Genomic DNA, 21,360 nt, shown 5'->3' on the forward strand with positions numbered 1-21,360 from the left:
CGCTACTACAGCGGCTGATCGCAGTGTGTGTCGATGATGCCGGCGAAGGCCCGGAGCTGCTGAACAATATCGGCTCAACCGAGACCTCCGGCGCTGTGTCACGCGGGCGGCTGAGCTTACCGATCCCGCTGGTCGGTAAGCCGTTGCCGGGTGCGGATGCGTATCTGCTCGATGACGGTCTGCGGCCGGTGCCGGTCGGTGTGGTGGGCGAACTCTACTATGCCGGTCACCAGTTGGCCCGGGGGTACTGGAAGCGGCCCGGCCTGACTGCCTCACGATTTGTGGCCAATCCGTATGCCACCGAGCCGGGTACGCGGTTGTATCGCAGTGGCGACCTGGCCCGGTGGACTGAGGACGGTGAACTGGAGTTCGTCGGACGTGCCGACCACCAGATCAAGGTGCGCGGCTTCCGGGTCGAGCTGGCCGAGGTCGAGGCCGCACTGGCGGCGGCTGACGGTGTCGGCGCCGCAGCGGCCCGCACCTGGGAGCTGCAGGGCAGCAGCACGCTGGCCGGATATGTTGTGCCGCAACGGCCGATCACTGATGAGGCGCAGAAGGCGGCATTCGCGGGGTCGGTCCGGGCTGCGGTCGCTGCGACGCTGCCCGGATACATGGTGCCGTCGTCGTTGACCGTGCTCGACGTGCTGCCAAAAACCGACTCGGGCAAACTGAATCGGCCCGGGCTGCCCAGGCCGGCGGTCAGTACCAGCGGCGCGACCGAACCACCGTGCACCGATACTGAGCGCGCTTTGGCCGCGGTGTTCGCCGAGCTCCTGTCGACCGCCGAAGTCGGTCGCTTTGACGACTTCTTCACCCTCGGCGGTGACAGCATTCTGTCGGTGCAACTGGCCGCGCGAGCACGGGCGGCCGGCCTTGCGGTCAACCCGCGCATGGTGTTTGAGAACCCGACCCTACAGCAGCTGGCGGCTGCGCTGGATGCACTGGGCGAGGATGCCGCTCTGATCGCGCAGGTCCCCGAGCCGGCCGACACCAGCTTCGAGCCGATGAGCACCTCCGGGCTGTCACCTGCCGATCTGGCCGCCGTTACGCGGCTTTGGTCAACATCGCGCGACGGTGCGTCATGACAGCCGCTGGAACCGAAACCGGCTCTGGTCCCGACATCGCCCCCGACATCGAGGACGTCATGGCGCTGAGCCCACTGCAAGAGGGCTTGTACTCGCTGACTGTGCTTTCTGGGTTCGCCGATTCTGTCCTAGACGAACCCGCCGACGATCCGTATGTGATCGGAATGGCCGCAGACATCCGCGGTGCGCTGGACACCGACCTGCTCCGCGATTGCGCGGCAAAAATGTTGACACGACACCCGAACCTGCGGGCCAGCTTTTTCAGCCAAGGAATCGCGCGGCCGGTGCAAATCGTGCCGTCGCGCGTCGAGCTGCTGTGGAGGCACATCACCGCGGCGCCCGAGGAGGTCGACATGTTGGAGGCCGCGGAACGTCGACGGCCGTTTGATTTCGAACGCGCACCGGCCATCCGCTTCCTGCTGATCGAATTGCCCAGCGCACAATGGCGTTTGGTGATCACCGCCCACCACATCGTGATCGACGGGTGGTCGTTGCCGGTGTTCGTCAACGAGATGACGACCCTGTACCAGGCCGGCGGAGACCTCGAAGCGCTACCCGGGAACCCGCGGCCCTACCGCGATTACATCGGATGGCTGGCCAACCGCGATCAAGCTGCCAGTCAACAGATCTGGCGTCAACATCTAGCGGACCTGCCAGGCCCGACTTTCCTATCGGCTGCCCTGGGCGACGAGGGCTCGGTCGATTCGGGCTCCACCCGGCTCCCACGGCGCACCGAACTGCGAATGGGCCCGCAGGACACCGCGCAGCTGGTCGACGGCGCCCGTTCTCGGGGCGTCACGATCAATACGCTGCTGCAGCTGGCCTGGGCGCTGGTGGTGTCGCGGTTGACGGACCGCGACGATGTGGTATTCGGGGTAACCGTGTCCGGCAGGCCGGCGGAACTGGCCGGCGTCGAAACCATGATCGGACTGTTCATCAACACCGTGCCGCTGCGGGTGCGGCTCGACGGTACGATCGCGGTCGGTGAGCAATGCCGGGCCGTGCAACGTGATTCGGCGATGCTGCGCGACCACGGATACCTCGGGCACGCGCAGCTGCGGGCGTTGGGCGGTGTCGGCGAGATGTTCGACACATTGCTGGTTTACGAGAACTTCCCGCTGGGCGGGATGGCCGCCGGCGGCGAATTGACCAGTGCCGGAGTAACCTTCCGGCCTGCTGCGCTGGAAAGCCTGACGCATTTCCCGGTCGTGCTCGCCGCCCACATGGCCGGCAACGAACTCGTTGTGCAGATGGAAGTAACCGACGGCGCGTTGGGTGTCACGACGGCTGCGGCGCTGGGTCGCCGGGTGCTGTCCACCGCCCAGCGGCTGCTGCAGATGTGGGAGCGCCCGCTGCGTGAGGTCAGCGTGCTGCTCGACGACGAAGCGTCGCCACTCGGTGCCATCGACGCGGTGACACCGCCTGCGGCGCTGAGCATTCACGCGCGGTTCGCGACGGTCGCGAAGCGGATGCCCGACAACCTCGCGATCAGCTGGGCGGGTGGCACGCTGAGCTACCGCGAGCTGGACGTGTCGGCCAACAGACTGGCCGCCGCGCTGGCCGCCCGCGGAGCCGCCCGCGAAACTCCTGTTGCGGTACAGCTTTCGCGTAGCCCGCAGTACATCATTGCGATGCTCGCTGTGCTCAAGGTCGGGGCCATGTGCGTGCCGCTGGAACCGGGGATGCCACCGGAACGGGTGGATTCGATTCTGCGCCAAAGCGGTGCGACGATCGTCGTCGACGAGCAGTTGCTAAAGGCCGGTGCAGACGAAGACCGTGACTTTCGCCCGGTCGACGTGGCGCCCGAGCAGGCCGCCTACGTCGTCTTCACGTCCGGGACGACGGGAGAACCCAAGGGCGTCATCGGGACTCATGCCGCAGTATGCGCCTATGCCGACGATCATCTGGACCACGTGCTGCGGCCCGCGGCCGCGAGCCTGGGCCGCCCGCTGCGCATCGCACACGCTTGGTCGTTCGCATTCGACGCAGCCTGGCAGCCACTGATTGCGCTGCTGGACGGCCATACAGTGCACGTCGTCGACGAGCACACCCAGACCGATGCCGAGGCGCTGGTTCAAGTCATCGCCGAGCAACGCATCGACATGATCGACACCACCCCGTCAATGTTCGCCCAGATGAAGTCGTTTGGTCTGCTGGATCCAGTACCGCTGGCCGTGCTGGCACTGGGCGGCGAAGCGGTCGGCGGAGCGGCGTGGGCATTCATCCGCGACCAGTGCGCCAGCGCCCAGCTGGCGGCTTATAACTGCTACGGCCCCACTGAGACCACGGTCGAGGCGGTGGTGGCCGCCATCGCCGAGCACGGCGAACCGTCGATCGGGCGGCCGACCCGGGACACCTACGGCTACGTGCTGGACTCGGCGTTGCGGCTGGTGCCATGCGGCGCAGTCGGTGAGCTGTACCTGGCTGGCGCCCAGTTGACTCGTGGCTACCTGGGCCGCCCGGCGGAGACCAGCCAGCGTTTCGTCGCCAATCCGTTCGCTGCGGGTGAGCGGATGTATCGAACCGGCGACCTGGTGCGCCGCCACCGCGACGGCGCACTGCAGTACGTGGGGCGAGCGGATTCCCAGGTGAAAATCCGCGGCTATCGTGTCGAACCCGACGAGATCGGCGCCGCACTCGAGTCGCTCCCGCGCGTCCGGCACGCGGTCGTCGTAGTGCACCAGCGTCAGGGAGTTCCGCGGCTCACCGGCTATGTCGCGACGACCGACGCGGTGGGCCCGCAGCCGTCGGCCGCCGAACTGCGCAGCATGCTCAGGCACAGGCTGCCGCGCTACATGGTTCCGCAGCGCATTGTCATAGTCGACGAAATCCCGCTGACCCCCAACGGCAAGCTCGACGAAGCCGCACTGACCGCCGCCGATCCCACTGCTGCACCGGCCGCAGAGGTCTCGGGTGAATCCGAGCCCGAAACTGCCACGGAATCAGCGCTCGCAGAACTAATCTCAGCTGTCCTCGGGACCCCCGACGCCGCGCGGGTCGACGTCACCGCCGACTTTCTACACCTCGGCGTGGACAGCATCATGGCGTTGTCGGTGGTGCAGGCAGCGCGCGCACGGGGGATAGCGCTCCGCGCGCGACTGATCCTGGAGTGCATAAACATCCGCGAACTTGCCGCGGCGATCGACTCCGAAGCCGCCGACATCACCCGGGATTTGGAAGACACCATCGACCCGATCCCGCTGCTGCCCAACGGCCGCTGGCTCTACGAATACGGCGAGCCGCGCCGACTGGCACAGACCGAAGCCATCCGGTTGCCCGAAAACGTCACCCGTGAGCACTTGCACGCCGCGCTGGCCGGCATCGTCGACGGGCACGAAGTGCTGCACACCCGGCTGCATCGCGCCACCCTGACGCTGCACCACGTCTCTGCTGCCGAATACCTCACCGAGGTCGAAGTTTCCGACGATCTGCAAGCGGCGGTCACCGTGCACGCCGCGGCGGCCGTCGACAGCCTCGATCCCGAACGGGGCGTGCTGTTGGCCGCGCTGTGGCTGCGACCTCCGGTCGGCGAGAGCGTGTTGCTGCTCACCGCGCATGTCCTGGCGATGGACCCGGCGTCGTGGCGGGTGGTGCTCGGCGAATTGGCGGCAGCGCTGCAAGCACTGACTACCGGACACCCGCCCGCCGCGGTGCGCGAGCACACCAGCTACCGCCGCTGGGCAGCCGCCCTGACTGAGCGAGCCAACAAGCTTGACACAGCGCCGTTCTGGTGCGCCCAGCTGACGGGCGACGATCCTGATCTGGGCGCGCGACGGGTCCGCCAGGGCCGCGACCGGGCCGGTGATCTGCTCGTGCGGACGGCGATCACCGACGCCGAGATCAGCGCCAGGCTGCTGGAGTGTGGCGTACCGTTGCCAGACTTACTCGTCGCCGCGGCGTCGGCGATGGTGACCCGCTGGCGAAAAGCACGCGGCCAGCCCACTCCTGTACCGCTGCTGGCGCTGGAAACTCATGGCCGCGCCGACGCGCTGGTGCAGAGGGTCGATACCAGCGACACGGTGGGATTGCTGAGTTCCATCTACCCGCTGCGGGTGGACTCGGCTGACCCACGACGCGTCGGGGAGCTGCGGGCCGCTATCCCGGGCGACGGCCTCGACTACGGATTGCTGCGCTATCTGCGCACCGATACCGCTGAGCAGCTCGCCGCGTTCCCTGGACCGCAACTGCTGCTGAATTATCTTGGCGCAGCTCACTCGTCCGGCACCGGGCTGCGGCTGGACCGCAACCTACTCGCCGGGATGTCGCCGGTGCCCGAGCCCGAACTCGCGGTGCGCCACGAGCTGACGATCCTGGCCCTCGTTGTGCGCGCCGGTGATCGGCAGATGCTGGCCTCGCAGTGGCGCGCGCTTCCCGGCATTCTCGATGACTCAGATATCAGTACGTTGCAGACACTTTGGACGGAAGCGCTCGAGGAGATGGTGACATGACCACACTTGCGGTGCTGGGTGCCGGCGTCAAGGCGGTGGCCGTCGCCGCCAAGGCATACGTGCTAAGCCAGATGGGAGTCGACGCGCCCGAAGTGGTAGCCGTCGAGCGGATCGGAGTGGGCGCCAACTGGCAGTCCAGCGGCGGCTGGACCGACGGGGCGCAACGGCTGGGGACGAGCCCGGAGAAGGATGTCGGCTTCCCGTATCGCTCGTCGCTGGTGCCGCGTCGCAACGCCGAACTCGACGAGCGGATGACTCGCTTCAGCTGGCAGTCGTATCTGATCGCCACCGCCCAGTTCGCGCAATGGATCGACCGGGGCCGACCGGCGCCCACCCACCGGCGGTGGAGCCAGTACCTGCGCTGGGTTGCCGAGCAGATCGACATGACAATGGTGTACGGCGACGTCGAGCAGCTCGCCGTCGACGGCGACCGTTGGGCGCTGCACACCAACGAAAACACCTTGCACGCTGACAGTTTGATGATCACCGGGCCGGGCCAGGCCGAACGGTCCCTGCTGCCCGGCAATCCGCGGGTGCTCTCGATCGCTCAGTTCTGGCATCGTGCCGGCCAGCACGAGCGGATCAGCGCCGAGCGGGTCGCGGTTATCGGGGGCGGCGAGACCGCCGCAGCGATGCTCAACGAGCTTTTCCGACACCGGGTTTCGACCATCACCGTGATCTCGCCACAGGTCACGCTGTTCACCCGTGGTGAGAGCTTCTTTGAGAACACGCTGTTCTCCGACCCCACCGACTGGACGGCCCTGACACGGGACGAACGCCGCGACGCGATTGCCCGCACCGACCGCGGGGTGTTCTCGTCGAACGTCCAGGACGCCTTGCTGGCCGACGACCGCATCCGTCATCTGCGCGGACGGGTTGCTCATGCGGTGGGCCGCGATGAGCAGATCCGGCTGACGCTGTCCACCAACCGGGGCAGCGAGAACGTCGAGACCGTGCACGGTTTCGACTTGGTCATCGACGGATCGGGTGCCGACCCGCTGTGGTTCACCACGCTGTTCAGCCAGGACGCACTCGACCTGCTCGAGCTGGGGTTGGGCGGCCCGCTGACCGACGATCGCCTGCAGGAGTCGATCGGGCACGATCTCGCCGTCATCGATGTCACTCCAAAGCTGTTCTTGCCCAACCTCGCCGGACTCAACCAGGGTCCGGGATTCCCCAACCTGAGCTGTCTGGGACTGCTGTCCGACCGGGTGCTAGGTGCCGAACTGGGCCCCAACACCGACCCCTCGACTAGGAGAAATGATGAGCACCAATCCCTTCGATGACGAGACCGGCGCCTTCCTTGTGTTGGTCAACGACGAAGGCCAGCACAGCCTGTGGCCGACGTTCGCCGACGTTCCGGCGGGCTGGCGGAATGTCTTCGGTGAAGCAAGTCGTGCGGAGCGCTTGGCGTATGTCGAGGAGCTCTGGACCGACATCCGGCCCAAGAGCCTCCGCGAGGCGATGGGCCGCTGATGGCACGCGGATTCCAGGGCGCGATGCTGCGGGGCTTCGGTGCTCGCGACCACACCGCGGCAGTGATCGAAACCGTCCAGATCGCACCGCATTTCGTCCGGATACGGATGGAATCCCCAACCTTGTTCGAAGACGCGCAGGCCGAACCCGCGGCCTGGCTGCGGTTCTGGTTTCCCGACCCGGAAGGGTCGAAGACCGAATTCCAGCGCGCATACACGATTTCCGAGGCCGACGTGCCCGCCGGACGCTTCGCGGTCGATATCCTGCTGCACGGCCCGGCCGGCCCGGCGTCATCGTGGGCGCGCACTGTCGAACCCGGCGCGACGATCGCCGTGATGTCGCTGATGGGTTCGTCGCGCTTCGACATACTCGACGAGCAGCCCGCTGGCTATCTGCTGATCGGTGACTCGGCGTCGATCCCGGGGATGAACGGGATCATCGGGGTTGTCCCCGACGATGTCCCGATCGAGATGTATCTCGAGCAGCACCACGACAACGACACGCTGATCCCGCTCGGGCAGCACCCCCGGTTGCAGGTGCACTGGATTAGGCGCCGCGACGAGAAATCACTCGCCGCAGCGATCGAGAACCGGGACTGGTCGAACTGGTACACCTGGGCGACACCCGAGGCCACAACACTCAAGCACGTGCGGACACGGCTGCGCGACGAATTCGGTTTTCCCAAGTCCGAGATACACGCTCAGGCGTACTGGAGTGCCGGGCGTGCGATGGGTACCCGCCGCGGCGACGAGCCGAACGCCACCGAAAACGTCGCGCTGGCGGCCGATGAAATTCAGCCGGAAAGCGCTGTGGCGCAGCAGGAACCGGTTGCGCCGGTGCCGATATCCCCTGGCAGTTGGCGCGCCCAGGCCGCTGGCCGGTTGCTCGCGCCGTTGCGCTCGGCGCTGATCGCCTCCGGTGTGCTGCAGGCGGTGATCACGCTGTTGCAGCTGGCGCCGTTCGTACTTCTGGTCGAGTTGGCGCGGCTGCTGGCGGGCGGCGCCGAAGCGTCACGATTGTGGGAGATCGGAATTGCGGCCGTCGCGCTGTTGGGGGTCGGTACCGTGCTCGGCGCCGCACTTACGCTGTGGCTGCACGTTGTCGACGCCCGGTTTGCCAGCGACCTGCGGTCGCGGCTGTTGAGCAAGTTGTCGCGGTTACCGCTGGGCTGGTTCACCGCCCGCGGGTCGGGGTCGATCAAGCAGCTGGTGCAGGACGACACGTTGTCGCTGCATTATCTGGTCACCCACGCCATCCCGGACGCGGTTGCCGCGGTCGTTGCCCCGCTCGCGGTGCTTGTCTACCTGTTTGTCGTCGACTGGCGGGTGGCGCTGGTGTTGTTCGTGCCCGTCCTGTTCTACCTGGTCTTAACGTCGTCGATCACGATCCAGTCCGGGCCGCGTATCCCGCAATCGCAACGCTGGGCCGAGAAGATGAACGGCGAAGCTGGCGCCTACCTCGAAGGCCAGCCGGTGATCCGCGTGTTCGGCGGCGCCGCCGCGTCGAGCTTCCGGCGCCGGCTCGACGAGTACATCCGATTCCTGGTCGACTGGCAGCGTCCGCTGGCCGGCAAGAAAACGTTGATGGATCTGGCCACCCGTCCGGCGACTTTCCTATGGCTCATCGCCGTCACCGGCACCCTGCTGGTCGTCACGAATCGGATGAATCCGGTCAACATGTTGCCGTTTATGTTGTTGGGCACCACATTCGGCGCGCGGCTGCTCAATATCGCCTACGGCATCGGTGGTATCCGCGCCGGGATGTTGGCCGCCCGCGGCCTGCAGATCACGCTCGACGAGCCGGAGCTCTCCGTGCGTGAACAGCCGCGTGACGCGTCAGGCGATGACACACGCGCGACCGTGGTGTTCGACCATGTCAGCTTTGGCTACCGCCCTGACGTACCAGTGATCAAGGACGTCTCACTGACGCTGCGGCCGGGCACGGTGACCGCGCTCGTCGGCCCGTCCGGATCCGGAAAATCGACGCTGGCCGCGCTGTTGGCCCGATTCCACGATGTCCAGCACGGCGCGATACGCGTTGGTGGGCAAGATATCCGGTCCATGACGGCCGACGAAGTCTACACGCGAGTCGGTTTCGTCCTGCAGGAAACCCAGCTGGTGCACGGCACCGTCACCGAGAACATCGCGCTGGCCGTCCCGGATGCCACCGCCGAACAAGTCCAGGCTGCTGCCCGTGAGGCGCAAATCCACGATCGCATCATGCGATTGCCGGGTGGCTACAACACCGTGTTGGGTGCGGGCACTGGGCTCTCGGGTGGGGAGCGGCAACGGCTCACCATCGCCCGTGCCATCCTCGCCGACACCGCAGTCCTTATCCTCGACGAGGCCACGGCGTTCGCCGATCCGGAGTCGGAATACCTTGTGCAGCAAGCACTCAACCGGCTGACCCGGGACCGCACCGTGCTGGTGATCGCTCATCGACTGCACACCGTCACCGGAGCCGACCAGATCGTCGTGCTTGACCACGGCCGGATCGCGGAACGCGGCACCCACGACGCATTACTCGCCGCGGATGGCCGATATCGACGGCTTTGGGAAAGCGGCCATCGCGAACCGGTGACTCTCGCAGCAGGTCAGGAGGCGACGCGATGATCCGCACCTGGTTAGGCCTGGTCCCGGCCGACCGCCGCGGCAAGGTGATCGCTTACACCGTGCTCGCTTTGGTCTCCGTGGCGGTGCGGGCGATAGCCACCGTGCTGCTGGTTCCACTGGTGGCGGCGTTGTTCAGTGACACACCGCAACGCGCGCTGTTGTGGTTGGCCTGGCTTACCGCCGCGACGGTGACCGGGTGGGTGATCGACGCCGCGACCGCGCGGATCGGTTTCAATCTGGGTTTCGCCGTGCTCGACCACACCCAGCATGACGTCGCGGACCGGCTTCCGGATGTGCGGCTGGATTGGTTCAGCGCCGACCACACCGCGACGGCGCGACAAGCGATCGCCGCAACGGGGCCTGAACTCGTCGGCCTGGTGGTCAACCTGTTGACGCCGCTCGTCACCGCAGTCCTGCTGCCGGCAGCTATCGCGCTGGCGCTGTTGGCGGTCTCCTGGCAGCTTGGCATGGCCGCGATGGGTGGTGTGCCACTGCTGTTGGGAGCGTTGTGGGCCTCGGTACGGCTTGCGCGCCGCGCTGATGCTGCGGCGGGTGCGGCCAACGCCGCGCTGACCGAGCGCATTATCGAATTCGCCCGTACCCAGCAGGCGTTGCGGGCCGCGCGGCGCGTCGAGCCGGCCCGAAGCCTGGTCGGTGACGCTCTGGCCGCGCAGCACGGCGCGACGATGCGGTTGCTGGGCATGCAGATCCCGGGCCAGTTCCTGTTCAGTATTGCCAGCCAACTGGCCCTTATCCTGCTTGCCGGTGCGACCACCGCGCTGACGGTAACGGGCAGGCTCAGCGTGCCTGTGGCCATCGCGCTGATTGTCGTGATCGCCCGTTATCTCGAGCCTTTCACCACGATCAGTGAACTGGCGCCTGCCCTGGAGAGCACGCGTTCCACGCTCGACCGCATTCGTGCCGTGCTCACCGCGCCGGTCGTGGATGCCGGTACCGCGACGCTGCGCGCCCGCGCCACGGCATCAGGTATCGAGTTCGAAGACGTCGCGTTCAGCTACGACGGCGCAAGCACGCCGGTGCTCTTTCGGGTGAGTTTCGCGCTGCAGCCGGCAACTACGACAGCGATCGTCGGGCCGTCCGGCTCGGGCAAGAGCACCATCTTGGCGCTGATCGCCGGCTTGCACCAACCGACCCGCGGCCGTGTCCTGCTCGACGGCGTCGACGCCGCGACACTCGATGCCGAAACTCGGCGCGCCGCAAGCAGTGTGGTGTTCCAACACCCCTACTTATTCCACGGGACGATCCGCGAAAACGTGTTCGCCGGAGATCCTGCGGCCGCCGACGATCAGTTCAGTCGGGCGGTCGCTCTGGCGCGGGTCGACGAGCTCACCGACAGGCTGCCCGACGGTGGCGAGTCGATCGTCGGCGAGGCTGGTTCGGCGTTGTCGGGTGGTGAACGGCAACGTGTCAGCATCGCGCGTGCCCTGCTCAAATCCGCACCGATTTTGCTGGTCGACGAGGCGACCAGCGCGCTGGACACCGAGAACGAGGCCGCCGTGGTGGATGCGCTCACTGCGGATCCACAATCGCGGACCCGGGTGATCGTCGCCCATCGACTGGCGAGCATTCGTCATGCCGACCGGGTTCTTTTTCTCGACAACGGTCGGGTAATCGAGGATGGTCCGGTCGATGAGTTGCTAAGCGCGGGCGGACGTTTCGCGGAATTCTGGCGACAGCAGCAGGACGCCGCCGAGTGGCGGATCCATGCCGGCTAGCCATCAGCCCCTTGTCAGCGCGGCACACGAGTGGCTTGATGTAAGACAACCAGTAATACGACACGCCCGTAGCGACATCGCTACAGAACACGCCGTGACCAGCAGAATGACACCGATGTCGAAGTCCGAATCGAAGGGACAGCCATGACCGTGAAATTGCTCGCCACCGGGGCGGCAGCCGTCGCCGCAATCGGAGCCGCGGCCGCCGGCGTGACGTTGGGCCACCCGGCCGCCCTGCAGGTTCAGCCTGCAGCCTTGGGCGTGCCGTTCGCCCAGGACCCCCCGCCGCCACCCCCGCCGGGCGCGCCACCTCCGCCGAGCCCCGAACAGCTGTCCAGCCTCTGCACCCAGGTCACCGATCCTGGCGTGTCGTTTGAGAACAAGTTCGGTCTGGTCGAAAACGGCATCAGTGGAGACGAGGGCCATGTGGCCGATCACGACCTGAGAAAGGCCTACCGGGACGGCAAATTCCCGGAGCAGTTCAACGTCACGAACATTCAGCCGGTTGCTCCGAACGCGGTCAGCGCTGACGTCGCCATCACAGGTCCTAAGTTCGCCGGGCCGGTCACGAAGCAACTCGCGTTCATCGATCAAGGTGGCACCTGGGTCATCCAGCACGACTCCGCGATCGCGCTGGTGCAGGCGGCCACCGGTTGATGCCGGCTAGCCGGTAACCGCTCGCAAGTCGATCCGCGCGATGCGCTCGGGATCGGCCAGCACGTCGATCGCGGCGATACGCTCACCGCGTACCACGAAGCCCATGATGGCGGTCGGCGCGCCGGCGACGAAGATCACCGCGCCGGCGGCGCCGTTGACGACGGCGGTGCGGACCTCGCGTTCTGGGTCCGCGTAGCCGCGTGCCAGCCCGGCCACGGCGGACGCGCCCTGCACCGAGCGCAGCCCGGCTGGGCCTGGGCCGAAGTCGCCGCGCAGCGACACGTCGGGGTCCAGTACGGCAACCAGCCGATCGAAGTCGCCGGCACGTCCGGCGGCGAAGAACGCGTCGACGACGGCGTGCTGGGCCGCCAGGTCGGTGTCCGGGTTGGGCGCGGCATCCTGGATGCGGCGCCGCGCCCGGCTGGCCAGCTTGCGGGTGGCCTCCGGTGACCGCTCGACGATCGGCGCAATCTGGTCGAACGGCACCGCGAACACGTCGTGCAGCACGAACGCCAGCCGCTCCGGCGGCGGCAAAGTGTCCAACACCACGAACAACGCCAACCCCACCGCGTCGGCCAGCATCGCCTGGTGCTCGGGATCGACTTCGCCGACCGGATCGACGATCGGGTCCGGCAGACGGGCGACGAGTTCTTCGCGTGGTCGTGCCCGGCGGGTGCGCAAGGCGTTCAGGCAGATCCGGGCCACCACGGTGGTCAGCCAGGCGTCGAGGTTGGCTATCTCCCGAGCATCCCGGTGGTCGCCGCCGGTCAGCCGCAGCCAGGCCTCCTGCACGGCATCCTCTGCGTCGTCGACCGAGCCCAGCATGCGGTACGCCACCGCGCCCAGATGCGGCCGCGCCGCCTGGAAACGTGCTGCCAGGTCGGCGTTTGCGGTCACCGTCGACCGGCGTCGGCCAATGCGCACACCCTGCCGTCACTGAAACCCGATGCCCCGATACCCAACGCGAGATTGAAGCGCCCCCGCAGATTGCCGAGCGTGATGATGTGGGTCAGTCCGACGAGTTGAGCGTTGTCGAAATGTGCCCGCAACCCGTCGAACAGCTCGTCAGTCACCTCGACCGGTGTGCGGCTGATCGCCGTGGCGTATTCCAGTATCAGTTTGTCAAGGTCGGAGAAGCAGTTGGCGTTCTGGTAATCCGACAGCGCCAGCAGTTCCTCGTCGGTAAGCCCCCAGCCGCGCGCTATCTGTGAACCGAGGTCGATGCAGTACTCGCAGCGCACCGTCGTCGCCGACTTCAGCTCGGCCAGCGCGCGATGCCGGGGGCTGAGCATGTCCATTTTCGACTCCGCCAGTTCCAAGCGGCCATAAGCATTGAGCAGCTTGGGGATATACGCGTACATCCGCAGCGGCTCCAGCATCGTTGCGGTTCCGAGTCCGGTCATCTGCTTGAAGCGCCGCTTGGTGAAGAAGTAAGCGATCTTGGCGCCTAGTCCGGCGTCGCGGTCGGATACTCCGGTAAGTCGTGGCATGGCGGCCTCCTCAAAGCGTTCTGTGCGGTCTTACCTACCTCGACACTGGGCGGCGCAAGAACGTGACCGAGCGCTAAGCCTGCTGGGTAACCGCATCCAAATCGAGTAGCCGGGCATGCAGCACGGTGCGATTGCGCAGTGCGGCACGCACCGCGCGATGCAAGCCGTCCTCGAGGTAGACGATGCCCTTCCACTTCACCGCGTGGGGGAAAAGGTCGCCGTAGAAGGTGGAGTCTTCGGACAGCAGGCGATCGAGTGCCAGCACTGTCGTGGTGGTGACTATCTCGTCGAGTCGGATCTGCCGTGGGGGGATCCGCGACCAGTCCCGGTAGGACAGACCGTGCTCGGGGTACGGCTTGCCCTCGCGCACGCCCTTGAAGATCATCCGCGGATCGTCTCCGGCGCATCGCCGCTGTTGGACGTGGCCATGCAGGAAAGGCTAGCGCGGCGACGATGCGGGGCGAAATGGCCCGAGGAGGAGCCGCGCCGTTGGCTTGTGCGGCGACGATGCGGGGCGGAACGGCCGGTGGGGTGTGGGTGCTGGAAGCGATAGCGGCTGGTGATCACCGTAAAATGGGCCAGGTCGGAAAGGTGGATGTCGGATGGACTGGAATGGCTAGTGCCGACGAGCGTCGCTTTGAGGTGCTGCGCGCGATCGTCGCCGACTTCGTCGCTACCAAGGAGCCGATCGGCTCGAAGTCGCTGGTGGAGCGCCACAACCTCGGCGTCTCGTCCGCCACGGTCCGCAACGATATGGCCGTGCTGGAGGCCGAGGGCTATATAGCCCAGCCGCACACCAGCTCCGGACGAGTGCCGACGGAAAAGGGCTACCGCGAATTCGTCGACCGACTCGATGACGTCAAGCCACTGTCGGTGGCCGAGCGGCGTGCCATTCAAGGCTTTCTGGAGTCCGGTGTCGACCTCGATGACGTGCTGCGACGCGCGGTGCGGCTGCTGGCGCAGCTGACCCGCCAGGTGGCTATCGTGCAGTACCCGACGTTGTCGACGTCGACGGTGCGGCATCTCGAGGTGATCGCGCTCACCCCGGCCCGGTTGCTGATGGTTGTCATCACCGATTCCGGCCGGGTCGACCAACGCATCGTTGAACTCGGTGATGTCATCGACGACCACCAGCTGTCCCAGCTGCGCGAGATGCTCGGCCAAGCGCTGGAAGGCAAACGGCTCTCGGCGGCATCGATCGCGGTCGCGGAGCTTGCCGCACAGCTCGACGGCCGAGCGGGACAGCCCAAGAGCCTCAGCGATGCGGTCGGACGCTCGGCGACGGTGCTGCTGGAGTCGCTGGTCGAGCACAGCGAGGAGCGGCTACTGCTGGGCGGTACCGCCAACCTGACCCGCAACGCCGCTGACTTCGGCGGCTCGTTGCGGTCGATTCTGGAAGCGCTCGAGGAGCAGGTCGTGGTGCTGCGGCTGCTAGCCGCCCAGCAGGAGGCCGGCAAGGTGACGGTGCGCATCGGGCACGAAACCGAGGCCGAGCAGATGGCGGGCACATCAGTGGTGTCGACCACCTACGGCACCACCGGCACCGTCTACGGCGGGATGGGTGTGCTCGGGCCCACCCGAATGGACTATCCGGGAACTATCGCTAGTGTCGCTGCGGTTGCTTTGTATATCGGCGAAGTGCTGGGTGCCCGTTGAACGCGCACTCGTTGCAGAATTTATGGATGGCCGTGGTAACGCGGCTTCGAATGGCCTAAGAGCCTAAGAAAGGTCAGGCGTGGCACGCGACTATTACAGGCTGCTCGGCGTGAACCAGAACGCGAGCGATGCGGAGATCAAACGCGCCTACCGCAAGCTGGCGCGTGAGCTGCATCCCGACATCAACCCCGACGAGGTCGCCCAGGCGAAATTCAAGGAGATCAGCGTAGCCTACGAGGTGCTGTCGGACCCGGATAAGCGACGCATCGTCGACATGGGCGGCGACCCGCTGGAGAACGCGGCGTCGGCCGCGAACGGATTCGGTGGCTTCGGCGGTTTGGGTGATGTTTTTGAAGCGTTCTTCGGGGGAGGCTCGACCTCGCGCGGACCGACCGGACGCGTCCGCCCAGGTTCGGACTCGTTGCTGCGGATGCGGCTGGACCTCACCGAATGCGCGACCGGCGTCAGTAAGCAGGTCACTGTTGACACCGCGGTGTTGTGCGACCGATGCCAGGGACGCGGCACCAACGGCAATTCGGCACCGGTGGCCTGCGACACCTGCGGTGGGCGCGGTGAGGTGCAGACCGTGCAGCGCTCGCTGCTCGGTCAGGTGATGACATCGCGACCCTGCCCGACCTGCCGCGGGGTCGGTGAAGTCATCCTCGACCCGTGCTACCAGTGCGGCGGCGACGGACGGGTGCGGGCTCGCCGCGAGATCACGGTGAAGATCCCCGCCGGCGTCGGCAACGGGATGCGGGTCCGGCTCGCGTCTCAAGGCGAGGTCGGGCCCGGGGGAGGACCGGCGGGCGACCTCTACGTCGAGGTCCACGAGCAGCCGCACGACATCTTCGTCCGCGACGGCGACGATTTGCACTGCACGATCTCGGTGCCGATGGTCGACGCGGCCCTGGGCACCACCGTGCCCGTGGACGCGATCCTCGACGGCCTGACCGAAATCACCATCCCCGCGGGAACCCAGCCCGGTTCGGTGACGATCCGGCGCGGCCACGGGATGCCGCACCTGCGTTCCGGTGCGCGTGGTGACCTGCATGTGCACGTCGAAGTGGTGGTACCGGATCGACTCGACCATCGCGATACCGAACTGCTGCGTGAGCTCAAGAGCCGCCGCGACCGTGATGTGGCCGAAGTCCGGTCGACGCACGCCGCCACCGGCGGATTGTTCAGCCGGCTGCGCGAGAGCTTCACGGGGCGCTAACCGGCTGCTGAGTTCGGATGCCCGGCCTGTTCTATATCGACGCGCTGCCCGAGACCGGTGAGCTGGCCGTCGTCGAGGGTGACCAAGGCTTCCACGCCGCTACCGTGCGGCGCATCCGATGCGGCGAGCAATTAGTTCTGGGCGACGGCGCGGGGGGTGTGGCCCGCTGCGTGGTCGAGCAGGCCGGCCGCGACGGGCTGCAGGCCAGGGTGCTGGACCGCTGGCAGGTGCCGTCGGTGCAGCCGCCAGTGACCGTCATACAGGCGCTGCCCAAGGCCGAGCGCGCCGAGCTGGCGATCGAGTTGGCCACCGAAGCCGGCGCTGATGCATTGGTGGCGTGGCAGGCCGCGCGTTGTGTGGCCCGCTGGGAGGGGGGCCGTGCCGACAAGGGCCTCCGGCGCTGGCGCGCGGTCGCTCGCGCCGCGGCACAGCAATCCCGTCGGGCGCACATCCCGTCGGTCGACGGTGTGCTGACCACCGCAGCGCTGACCCGGCGGATCGGCGACCTGGTCGCGTCGGGCGGCATGGTGCTGGTGCTGCACGAGTCGGCTGCCGGTCAGGTGACGGATCTCGGCCTGGCGCAAGCGAAATCGGTGACGTTGGTGGTGGGCCCCGAGGGCGGCATCGCTCCCGACGAGCTCACCGCGATGACCGACGCAGGTGCCGTGGCGGTCCGACTGGGCCCGACCGTGCTGCGAACGTCGACGGCGGCTGCGGTCGCGTTGGGCGCGCTGGGCGTGCTGACGCCGCGGTGGGACCGCCCAGCGACGTAGCCTGGCATCGAGATCGCCGCCGGCGCCGCATTTTCGCCGTTTCGCACTGGTGTCGATCTGGGCGTCGTAGTGGTCAAGTCCTGGCCTGCTGATTTTTATCCGCCGCGCCGACTGAGGTGCGATCCTCGACCCGGGCCGAAAGGGGCGTGTCGGATGAGTAACAAAACCTACGATCTGAGTGCGATTTTCGACGAGCACATCGCCGATGAGTTCGTCGCCAAGGACGTGGCCGCGACTATGGCGACGATGACCGCGGACCCATATGTGAACCACGTGCCCACCATGATGGGCGGAGCCGGCGTCAGTGCGCTGACGGATTTCTACGACAAGTACTTCATCGGGCACTGGCCCGCTGACACCAGAATCATCCCGGTCTGTCGCACTATTGGGGCAGAGCGACTCGTCGACGAGATGATCATGTCGTTTACCCACGACATCCCCATGCCGGCGTTCCTTCCCGGCGTTGCGCCGACCGGCCGCGCCGTGATGCTGGCGGTGGTGGTCGTGGTGGGGTTCGAGGCGGACAAGGTGGCCCACGAACGGATCTACTGGGATCAGGCATCGCTGCTGGCCCAGATCGGGCTGCTGGACGAGAAATTGCTGCCTGTCAGTGGCGTTGACCAGGCATTGAAGGTCCTCGACAAGGACCTCCCGGCTAACACAATGCTGCAGCGCTGACGCCGGCGGTCAAACGCGTTCGCGTAGTTGCGCCAGGCCGTCGCCGCTGAGGTGGGTAAGCGCCCACGGACGCCCGGCCAGCGCCGAAGCCAGGTGCGCGGCCTTGCCCGTGACGCAGCGCCGGCCATCCGGGTAGGTCCAGTCCACATCCGTCGCCCGCAAAGTGAGGCCCCGGGCCCGGGCCGCCGCGGGCACGAATGGATTGGCTACCCGCACTTGGGTGTCCAGCACGGCGGCCAGAACCTCCTGGCTGACCGTTGGTCGCAGTCCCAGTGGCAAAGCGATGTCGAGCTCGTGAATCACGTGGTCGCCCAATAGCAGTCGTCGGGGGAAGACCCGGCCCACGCCTCGTGGTCTATCGACCAACGCGGCGAACTCGCCGATCAGGACTGCGGGCGCGTGACGTGCCGCCAAAGTCCGCGCCAGCCCGGCGTTGGAGTGGTCAAACGATCCCCGATGCCTGATCATTTGGGCTGCGATCGCGGCCGGTGACGCGCGATAACCGATCACAAGATGGGCCAGCACTTCGTGATTGCTCCACTCAGAACAAAGGCTGGGGCGGAACCAGTCCCGATCTGACAGGTCGCGGGCGAAGGCGAGAAATCGAAGATCGTTGGCCCGCAGTTGTTCACGCGCGTCGAACATGAAGATGCCTTTGTAGAAAAGCGGTTTGGTCGATCAGCAGGTCATCGAGCAGCGGCCGGTGGTAGATCTCGAAGTGGTCGCCGTCGTAGTGGCGCATTTCGCCGCGCGGAGCGCTGCGGGCGACATCCTCGGCATGCCGCGGGTCCATCAGCGTTTCCCGGCGTGACACGCAGACCAGCAACGGCGCAGAGATGCTGCGGGCTGCGCGCTTGGCGCTCGTCAACGCGATCCCGATCGTGTTCGCCGCCGCTACCCGGTTGTCAAACCCGCCGCCCGGATCGACCGTGGAATACCAGCCGTCTTCGGCCCCGGGCACGGTGACGGCGGCGAGGCTTCCCGGCGGCCCCACGATCGGGATATACCGGCGGCCGCGACCGATCGCCGCGCGAGCGACGTCCTCGATGATCGCGGGTGTCAACCGTAGTATCGCGGTGGGCCTGAGTCGTCGCAGGGTGGCCACGCCGGACACGATCGGACACTGCACCACCACCGCAGCGATGTCCGCCCGATCGGCGGCGACCCTCAGGACGTGCATAGCCCCAAGGCTGGTTCCCCACAGCGCCACCCGGCTGATGTCCGCATCCGGGAGTTCCCGCACGAAATCGACCGCAGCGTTGAGGTCGTGGCGATGCCGGCGCAGGCTCAGCCGCTGTCGCGGCAGGCCCTCCGAGTCGCCGAGGTGTCGGTAGTCAAAGGCCAGCGTCCCGATCCCGGCCGCGGCGAAGTGTTGTTCGTAGCGGCCGAGCGACATGCTGTGGTTCGCGCCGAACCCGTGTACGAGTACCGCGATCGGGTGTGGCCCCGGTCCATCCGGCAGGGTCAGCCACGCCGCACAGCATTGACCGCCCGAACGAAATGACGTCGATGTTGTCGTGCCTGGTCCCACCCTCGCCTACTTTCCTCAAACGTACGATGTACGTGTTGTACAATACGTACGATGTACGTGTCAACTACGCGATGAGATCGGGACAGACCATGCGGGCGCGGTTCAACGTCGCTGAGATTGCGGCGCGTGCGTTGGAGATCGTTGATCGTGACGGGCTCGGCGGTTTGAGCATGCGGACGTTGGCCGCGGCCTTGGGCACCGGACCGATGACGCTCTACAACTACGTCAACGACCGCGGCCAGCTTGAAGAGCTGGTCGCCGAAGCGGTCATTTCCGACGTCGAATTACCTGAGCCATCGCAGGATTGGCTGGAGGACGTACGAGCTGTCGCGACGGCGTTGTGGCAGGCCGTACGCCGCCACCCCAATGTCGTGCCACTGGTGCTGACGCGGCGCACCGTGTCGTCGTCGAGCTACGCCCCCGCTGAGCGGCTCGTCGAGGCGCTCGCCCGTGGCGGTCTCGACGACGTCGATCTGTTGGCTGCGTTCCGAGCTGTGCTCGCGCTGGTGATGGGCAGCGCCCAGGTGGAACTTGCGGGGCCGCTGGCCGGGCCCGACCGGGATATCGAGCAGGTCGCGGTGGCGGCGCACATCGGCCGGCTGGCCGGCGCCGAACATCCTCGGCTCGCGGCGCTGGCCCAGACCAGCCAACGCTCCAGTGCGCTCACGGAATTCCACCGGGCCCTCGACATGCTGTTGGCCGGCGTGAAGTCTTGTTCGCGTAGCGGCTAATTATTGGGTCGGGTAACCACCCGGCGGTAGACTCGAGACGCTAACCCGCTGGACAAACCGCAGAAAGCAGGCAACAGAAACCACGTGACGCCCCGCGAGTCCAACGCTGCTGAATCATCGACCTCTCAAGTCCGCAGCAGCATCGACGTTCCGCCCGACCTCGTCGTGGGCCTGCTCGGTTCCGCTGACGAAAACCTGCGCGCACTCGAGCGCATTCTGGCCGCCGATCTGCATGTGCGCGGCAACGCGGTGACCGTCTCCGGCGAGCCCGCCGATGTCGCGCTTGCCGAACGGGTGATCTCCGAACTCGTCGCGATCGTCGCCGGTGGCCAGCCGTTGACCCCCGAGGTGGTGCGCCACAGTGTCGCCATGTTGGTCGGCACTGGCAACGAGTCGCCGGCCGAGGTGCTGACCCTGGACATCTTGTCGCGCCGCGGTAAGACGATTCGGCCCAAGACGCTCAACCAGAAGCGTTATGTCGACGCCATCGATGCCCACACCATCGTCTTCAGCATCGGTCCGGCAGGGACAGGCAAGACCTACCTGGCGATGGCCAAGGCGGTCAACGCGCTGCAGTGCAAACAGGTCACCCGCATCATCCTGACTCGCCCGGCAGTGGAAGCCGGTGAGCGGCTTGGTTTTCTGCCCGGCACACTGAGCGAGAAGATCGATCCTTATCTCCGTCCGCTTTACGACGCGCTGCACGACATGATGGATCCCGAGCTGATCCCGAAGCTGATGGCGTCTGGCGTCATTGAGGTGGCACCGCTGGCGTACATGCGGGGACGCGCGCAGCCGGTGTTCACGAAGGTATTGACTCCCAACGGCTTTCGACCGATCGGTGAACTTCAAGTCGGGGATAAAGTTATCGGCTCAGACGGATACCCGACCGAAGTGCTTGGCGTTTATCCGCAGGGCTTTAAGGAAATCTATCGAGTCCACACTCAGGACCGTTCCTCCACACTCGCCTCTGGTGACCACCTTTGGGCCGTCTATACCCGTGCAGATCGGCGGCGTAGCAGGCCGCCGCGGGTGCTACAGACGAAGGAGATGATCGGCAATCTCCGTGCAGCGCACTATCACCGCTACGAGCTGCCGCTCTTGACAGCGCCGGTGCATTTTGCGCCGCGGCCGGTGCCGCTCGATCCTTACGCACTTGGTCTTCTATTAGGCGATGGCTGTTTCTCCTGCCAGGCCACACCTAGTTTCGCGACGGTAGATCCCGAACTCGCTGCATCTCTGGAGCAGCTCATTCCTGGGATCAAAGTTCG

Annotated in this window: 17 protein-coding genes and 1 pseudogene; 13 read left to right on the top strand and 5 right to left on the bottom strand. The window is 66.5% G+C overall.

Annotation, left to right across the window (positions count from 1 at the left end; all coding sequences use genetic code 11):
* The 7 genes from VEI45_RS20860 to VEI45_RS20890 form a co-directional block, all read left to right on the top strand.
* The coding region (locus tag VEI45_RS20860; protein ID WP_324856434.1) for an AMP-binding protein at positions 1–1,085 on the top strand (1,085 nt) is incomplete at its 5' end.
* The gene (locus VEI45_RS20865; protein WP_324856435.1) at positions 1,082–5,533 is read left to right on the top strand and encodes an amino acid adenylation domain-containing protein; all 4,452 of its coding nucleotides are present in this window, start codon (positions 1,082–1,084) and stop codon (positions 5,531–5,533) included. The genes VEI45_RS20860 and VEI45_RS20865, both read left to right, overlap by 4 nt.
* Positions 5,530–6,819 (top strand): NADPH-dependent L-lysine N(6)-monooxygenase MbtG, encoded by a 1,290-nt coding sequence (gene mbtG / locus VEI45_RS20870; protein WP_324856436.1) that lies wholly within the window; start codon positions 5,530–5,532, stop codon positions 6,817–6,819. The genes VEI45_RS20865 and mbtG overlap by 4 nt, the downstream gene beginning before the upstream one ends.
* Positions 6,797–7,009 carry an MbtH family protein gene (locus VEI45_RS20875; protein ID WP_324856437.1) on the top strand — a complete coding sequence of 71 codons (213 nt, stop codon included), beginning with the start codon at positions 6,797–6,799 and terminating at the stop codon, positions 7,007–7,009. The genes mbtG and VEI45_RS20875 overlap by 23 nt, the downstream gene beginning before the upstream one ends.
* Positions 7,009–9,621, top strand: coding sequence for an ABC transporter ATP-binding protein/permease (locus tag VEI45_RS20880; RefSeq protein WP_324856438.1), 2,613 nt, complete (start codon positions 7,009–7,011; stop codon positions 9,619–9,621). The genes VEI45_RS20875 and VEI45_RS20880 overlap by 1 nt, the downstream gene beginning before the upstream one ends.
* On the top strand, positions 9,618–11,357 hold the full coding sequence (locus VEI45_RS20885) for an ABC transporter ATP-binding protein (RefSeq protein ID WP_324856439.1): 1,740 nt from the start codon (positions 9,618–9,620) through the stop codon (positions 11,355–11,357). The genes VEI45_RS20880 and VEI45_RS20885 overlap by 4 nt, the downstream gene beginning before the upstream one ends.
* Before the next feature lie 144 nt (positions 11,358–11,501).
* Complete coding sequence (locus VEI45_RS20890; RefSeq protein ID WP_324856440.1) at positions 11,502–12,014, top strand: hypothetical protein; 513 nt, start codon at positions 11,502–11,504, stop codon at positions 12,012–12,014.
* 6 nt (positions 12,015–12,020) lie between these two features.
* On the opposite strand, the gene VEI45_RS20895 is transcribed toward VEI45_RS20890, so the two are convergent.
* The 3 genes from VEI45_RS20895 to VEI45_RS20905 all read right to left on the bottom strand — a co-directional run bounded on the left by VEI45_RS20895 (position 12,021) and on the right by VEI45_RS20905 (position 13,889).
* Entirely contained in the window at positions 12,021–12,911 is an 891-nt protein-coding gene (locus VEI45_RS20895; RefSeq protein ID WP_324856441.1) for a sigma-70 family RNA polymerase sigma factor, read from the bottom strand.
* Positions 12,908–13,504 (bottom strand): carboxymuconolactone decarboxylase family protein, encoded by a 597-nt coding sequence (locus tag VEI45_RS20900; protein ID WP_324856442.1) that lies wholly within the window; start codon positions 13,502–13,504, stop codon positions 12,908–12,910. Before VEI45_RS20900 ends, VEI45_RS20895 begins: the two co-directional genes overlap by 4 nt.
* A gap of 73 nt (positions 13,505–13,577) precedes the next feature.
* A complete protein-coding gene (locus tag VEI45_RS20905) occupies positions 13,578–13,889 on the bottom strand; it encodes a type II toxin-antitoxin system VapB family antitoxin (RefSeq protein WP_324856443.1) in 312 nt (103 codons plus the stop codon).
* A 227-nt stretch (positions 13,890–14,116) separates the two neighbouring features.
* On the opposite strand from VEI45_RS20905, the gene hrcA reads away from it, so the two are divergent.
* The 4 genes from hrcA to VEI45_RS20925 all read left to right on the top strand — a co-directional run bounded on the left by hrcA (position 14,117) and on the right by VEI45_RS20925 (position 17,827).
* Positions 14,117–15,160, top strand: coding sequence for a heat-inducible transcriptional repressor HrcA (hrcA, locus tag VEI45_RS20910; RefSeq protein ID WP_324856444.1), 1,044 nt, complete (start codon positions 14,117–14,119; stop codon positions 15,158–15,160).
* Between the two features lie 79 nt (positions 15,161–15,239).
* Positions 15,240–16,376, top strand: a complete 1,137-nt coding sequence (gene dnaJ / locus VEI45_RS20915; RefSeq protein ID WP_324856445.1) for a molecular chaperone DnaJ — start codon at positions 15,240–15,242, stop codon at positions 16,374–16,376.
* 17 nt (positions 16,377–16,393) lie between these two features.
* A complete protein-coding gene (locus VEI45_RS20920; protein WP_324856446.1) occupies positions 16,394–17,149 on the top strand; it encodes a 16S rRNA (uracil(1498)-N(3))-methyltransferase in 756 nt (251 codons plus the stop codon).
* A gap of 153 nt (positions 17,150–17,302) precedes the next feature.
* Complete coding sequence (locus VEI45_RS20925) at positions 17,303–17,827, top strand: hypothetical protein (RefSeq protein ID WP_324856447.1); 525 nt, start codon at positions 17,303–17,305, stop codon at positions 17,825–17,827.
* 9 nt (positions 17,828–17,836) lie between these two features.
* Here VEI45_RS20925 and VEI45_RS20930 read toward each other — a convergent pair whose 3' ends face one another.
* Positions 17,837–18,472: a maleylpyruvate isomerase family mycothiol-dependent enzyme gene (locus tag VEI45_RS20930; RefSeq protein ID WP_324856448.1), complete on the bottom strand. Its 636-nt coding sequence runs from the start codon at positions 18,470–18,472 to the stop codon at positions 17,837–17,839.
* Positions 18,456–19,358 (bottom strand): alpha/beta hydrolase, encoded by a 903-nt coding sequence (locus VEI45_RS20935; protein WP_324856449.1) that lies wholly within the window; start codon positions 19,356–19,358, stop codon positions 18,456–18,458. Before VEI45_RS20935 ends, VEI45_RS20930 begins: the two co-directional genes overlap by 17 nt.
* 35 nt (positions 19,359–19,393) lie before the next feature.
* On the opposite strand from VEI45_RS20935, the gene VEI45_RS20940 reads away from it, so the two are divergent.
* Together VEI45_RS20940 and VEI45_RS20945 are read left to right on the top strand one after the other, a co-directional pair.
* Positions 19,394–20,089, top strand: coding sequence for a TetR/AcrR family transcriptional regulator (locus tag VEI45_RS20940; protein ID WP_324856450.1), 696 nt, complete (start codon positions 19,394–19,396; stop codon positions 20,087–20,089).
* A gap of 84 nt (positions 20,090–20,173) precedes the next feature.
* Positions 20,174–20,878, top strand: a pseudogene (locus VEI45_RS20945) (PhoH family protein); the annotation flags it as partial.
* Positions 20,879–21,360 lie beyond the last annotated feature (482 nt).

It is taken from the genome of Mycobacterium sp., from assembly GCF_035623875.1.
Taxonomy (GTDB): Bacteria; Actinomycetota; Actinomycetes; order Mycobacteriales; family Mycobacteriaceae; genus Mycobacterium.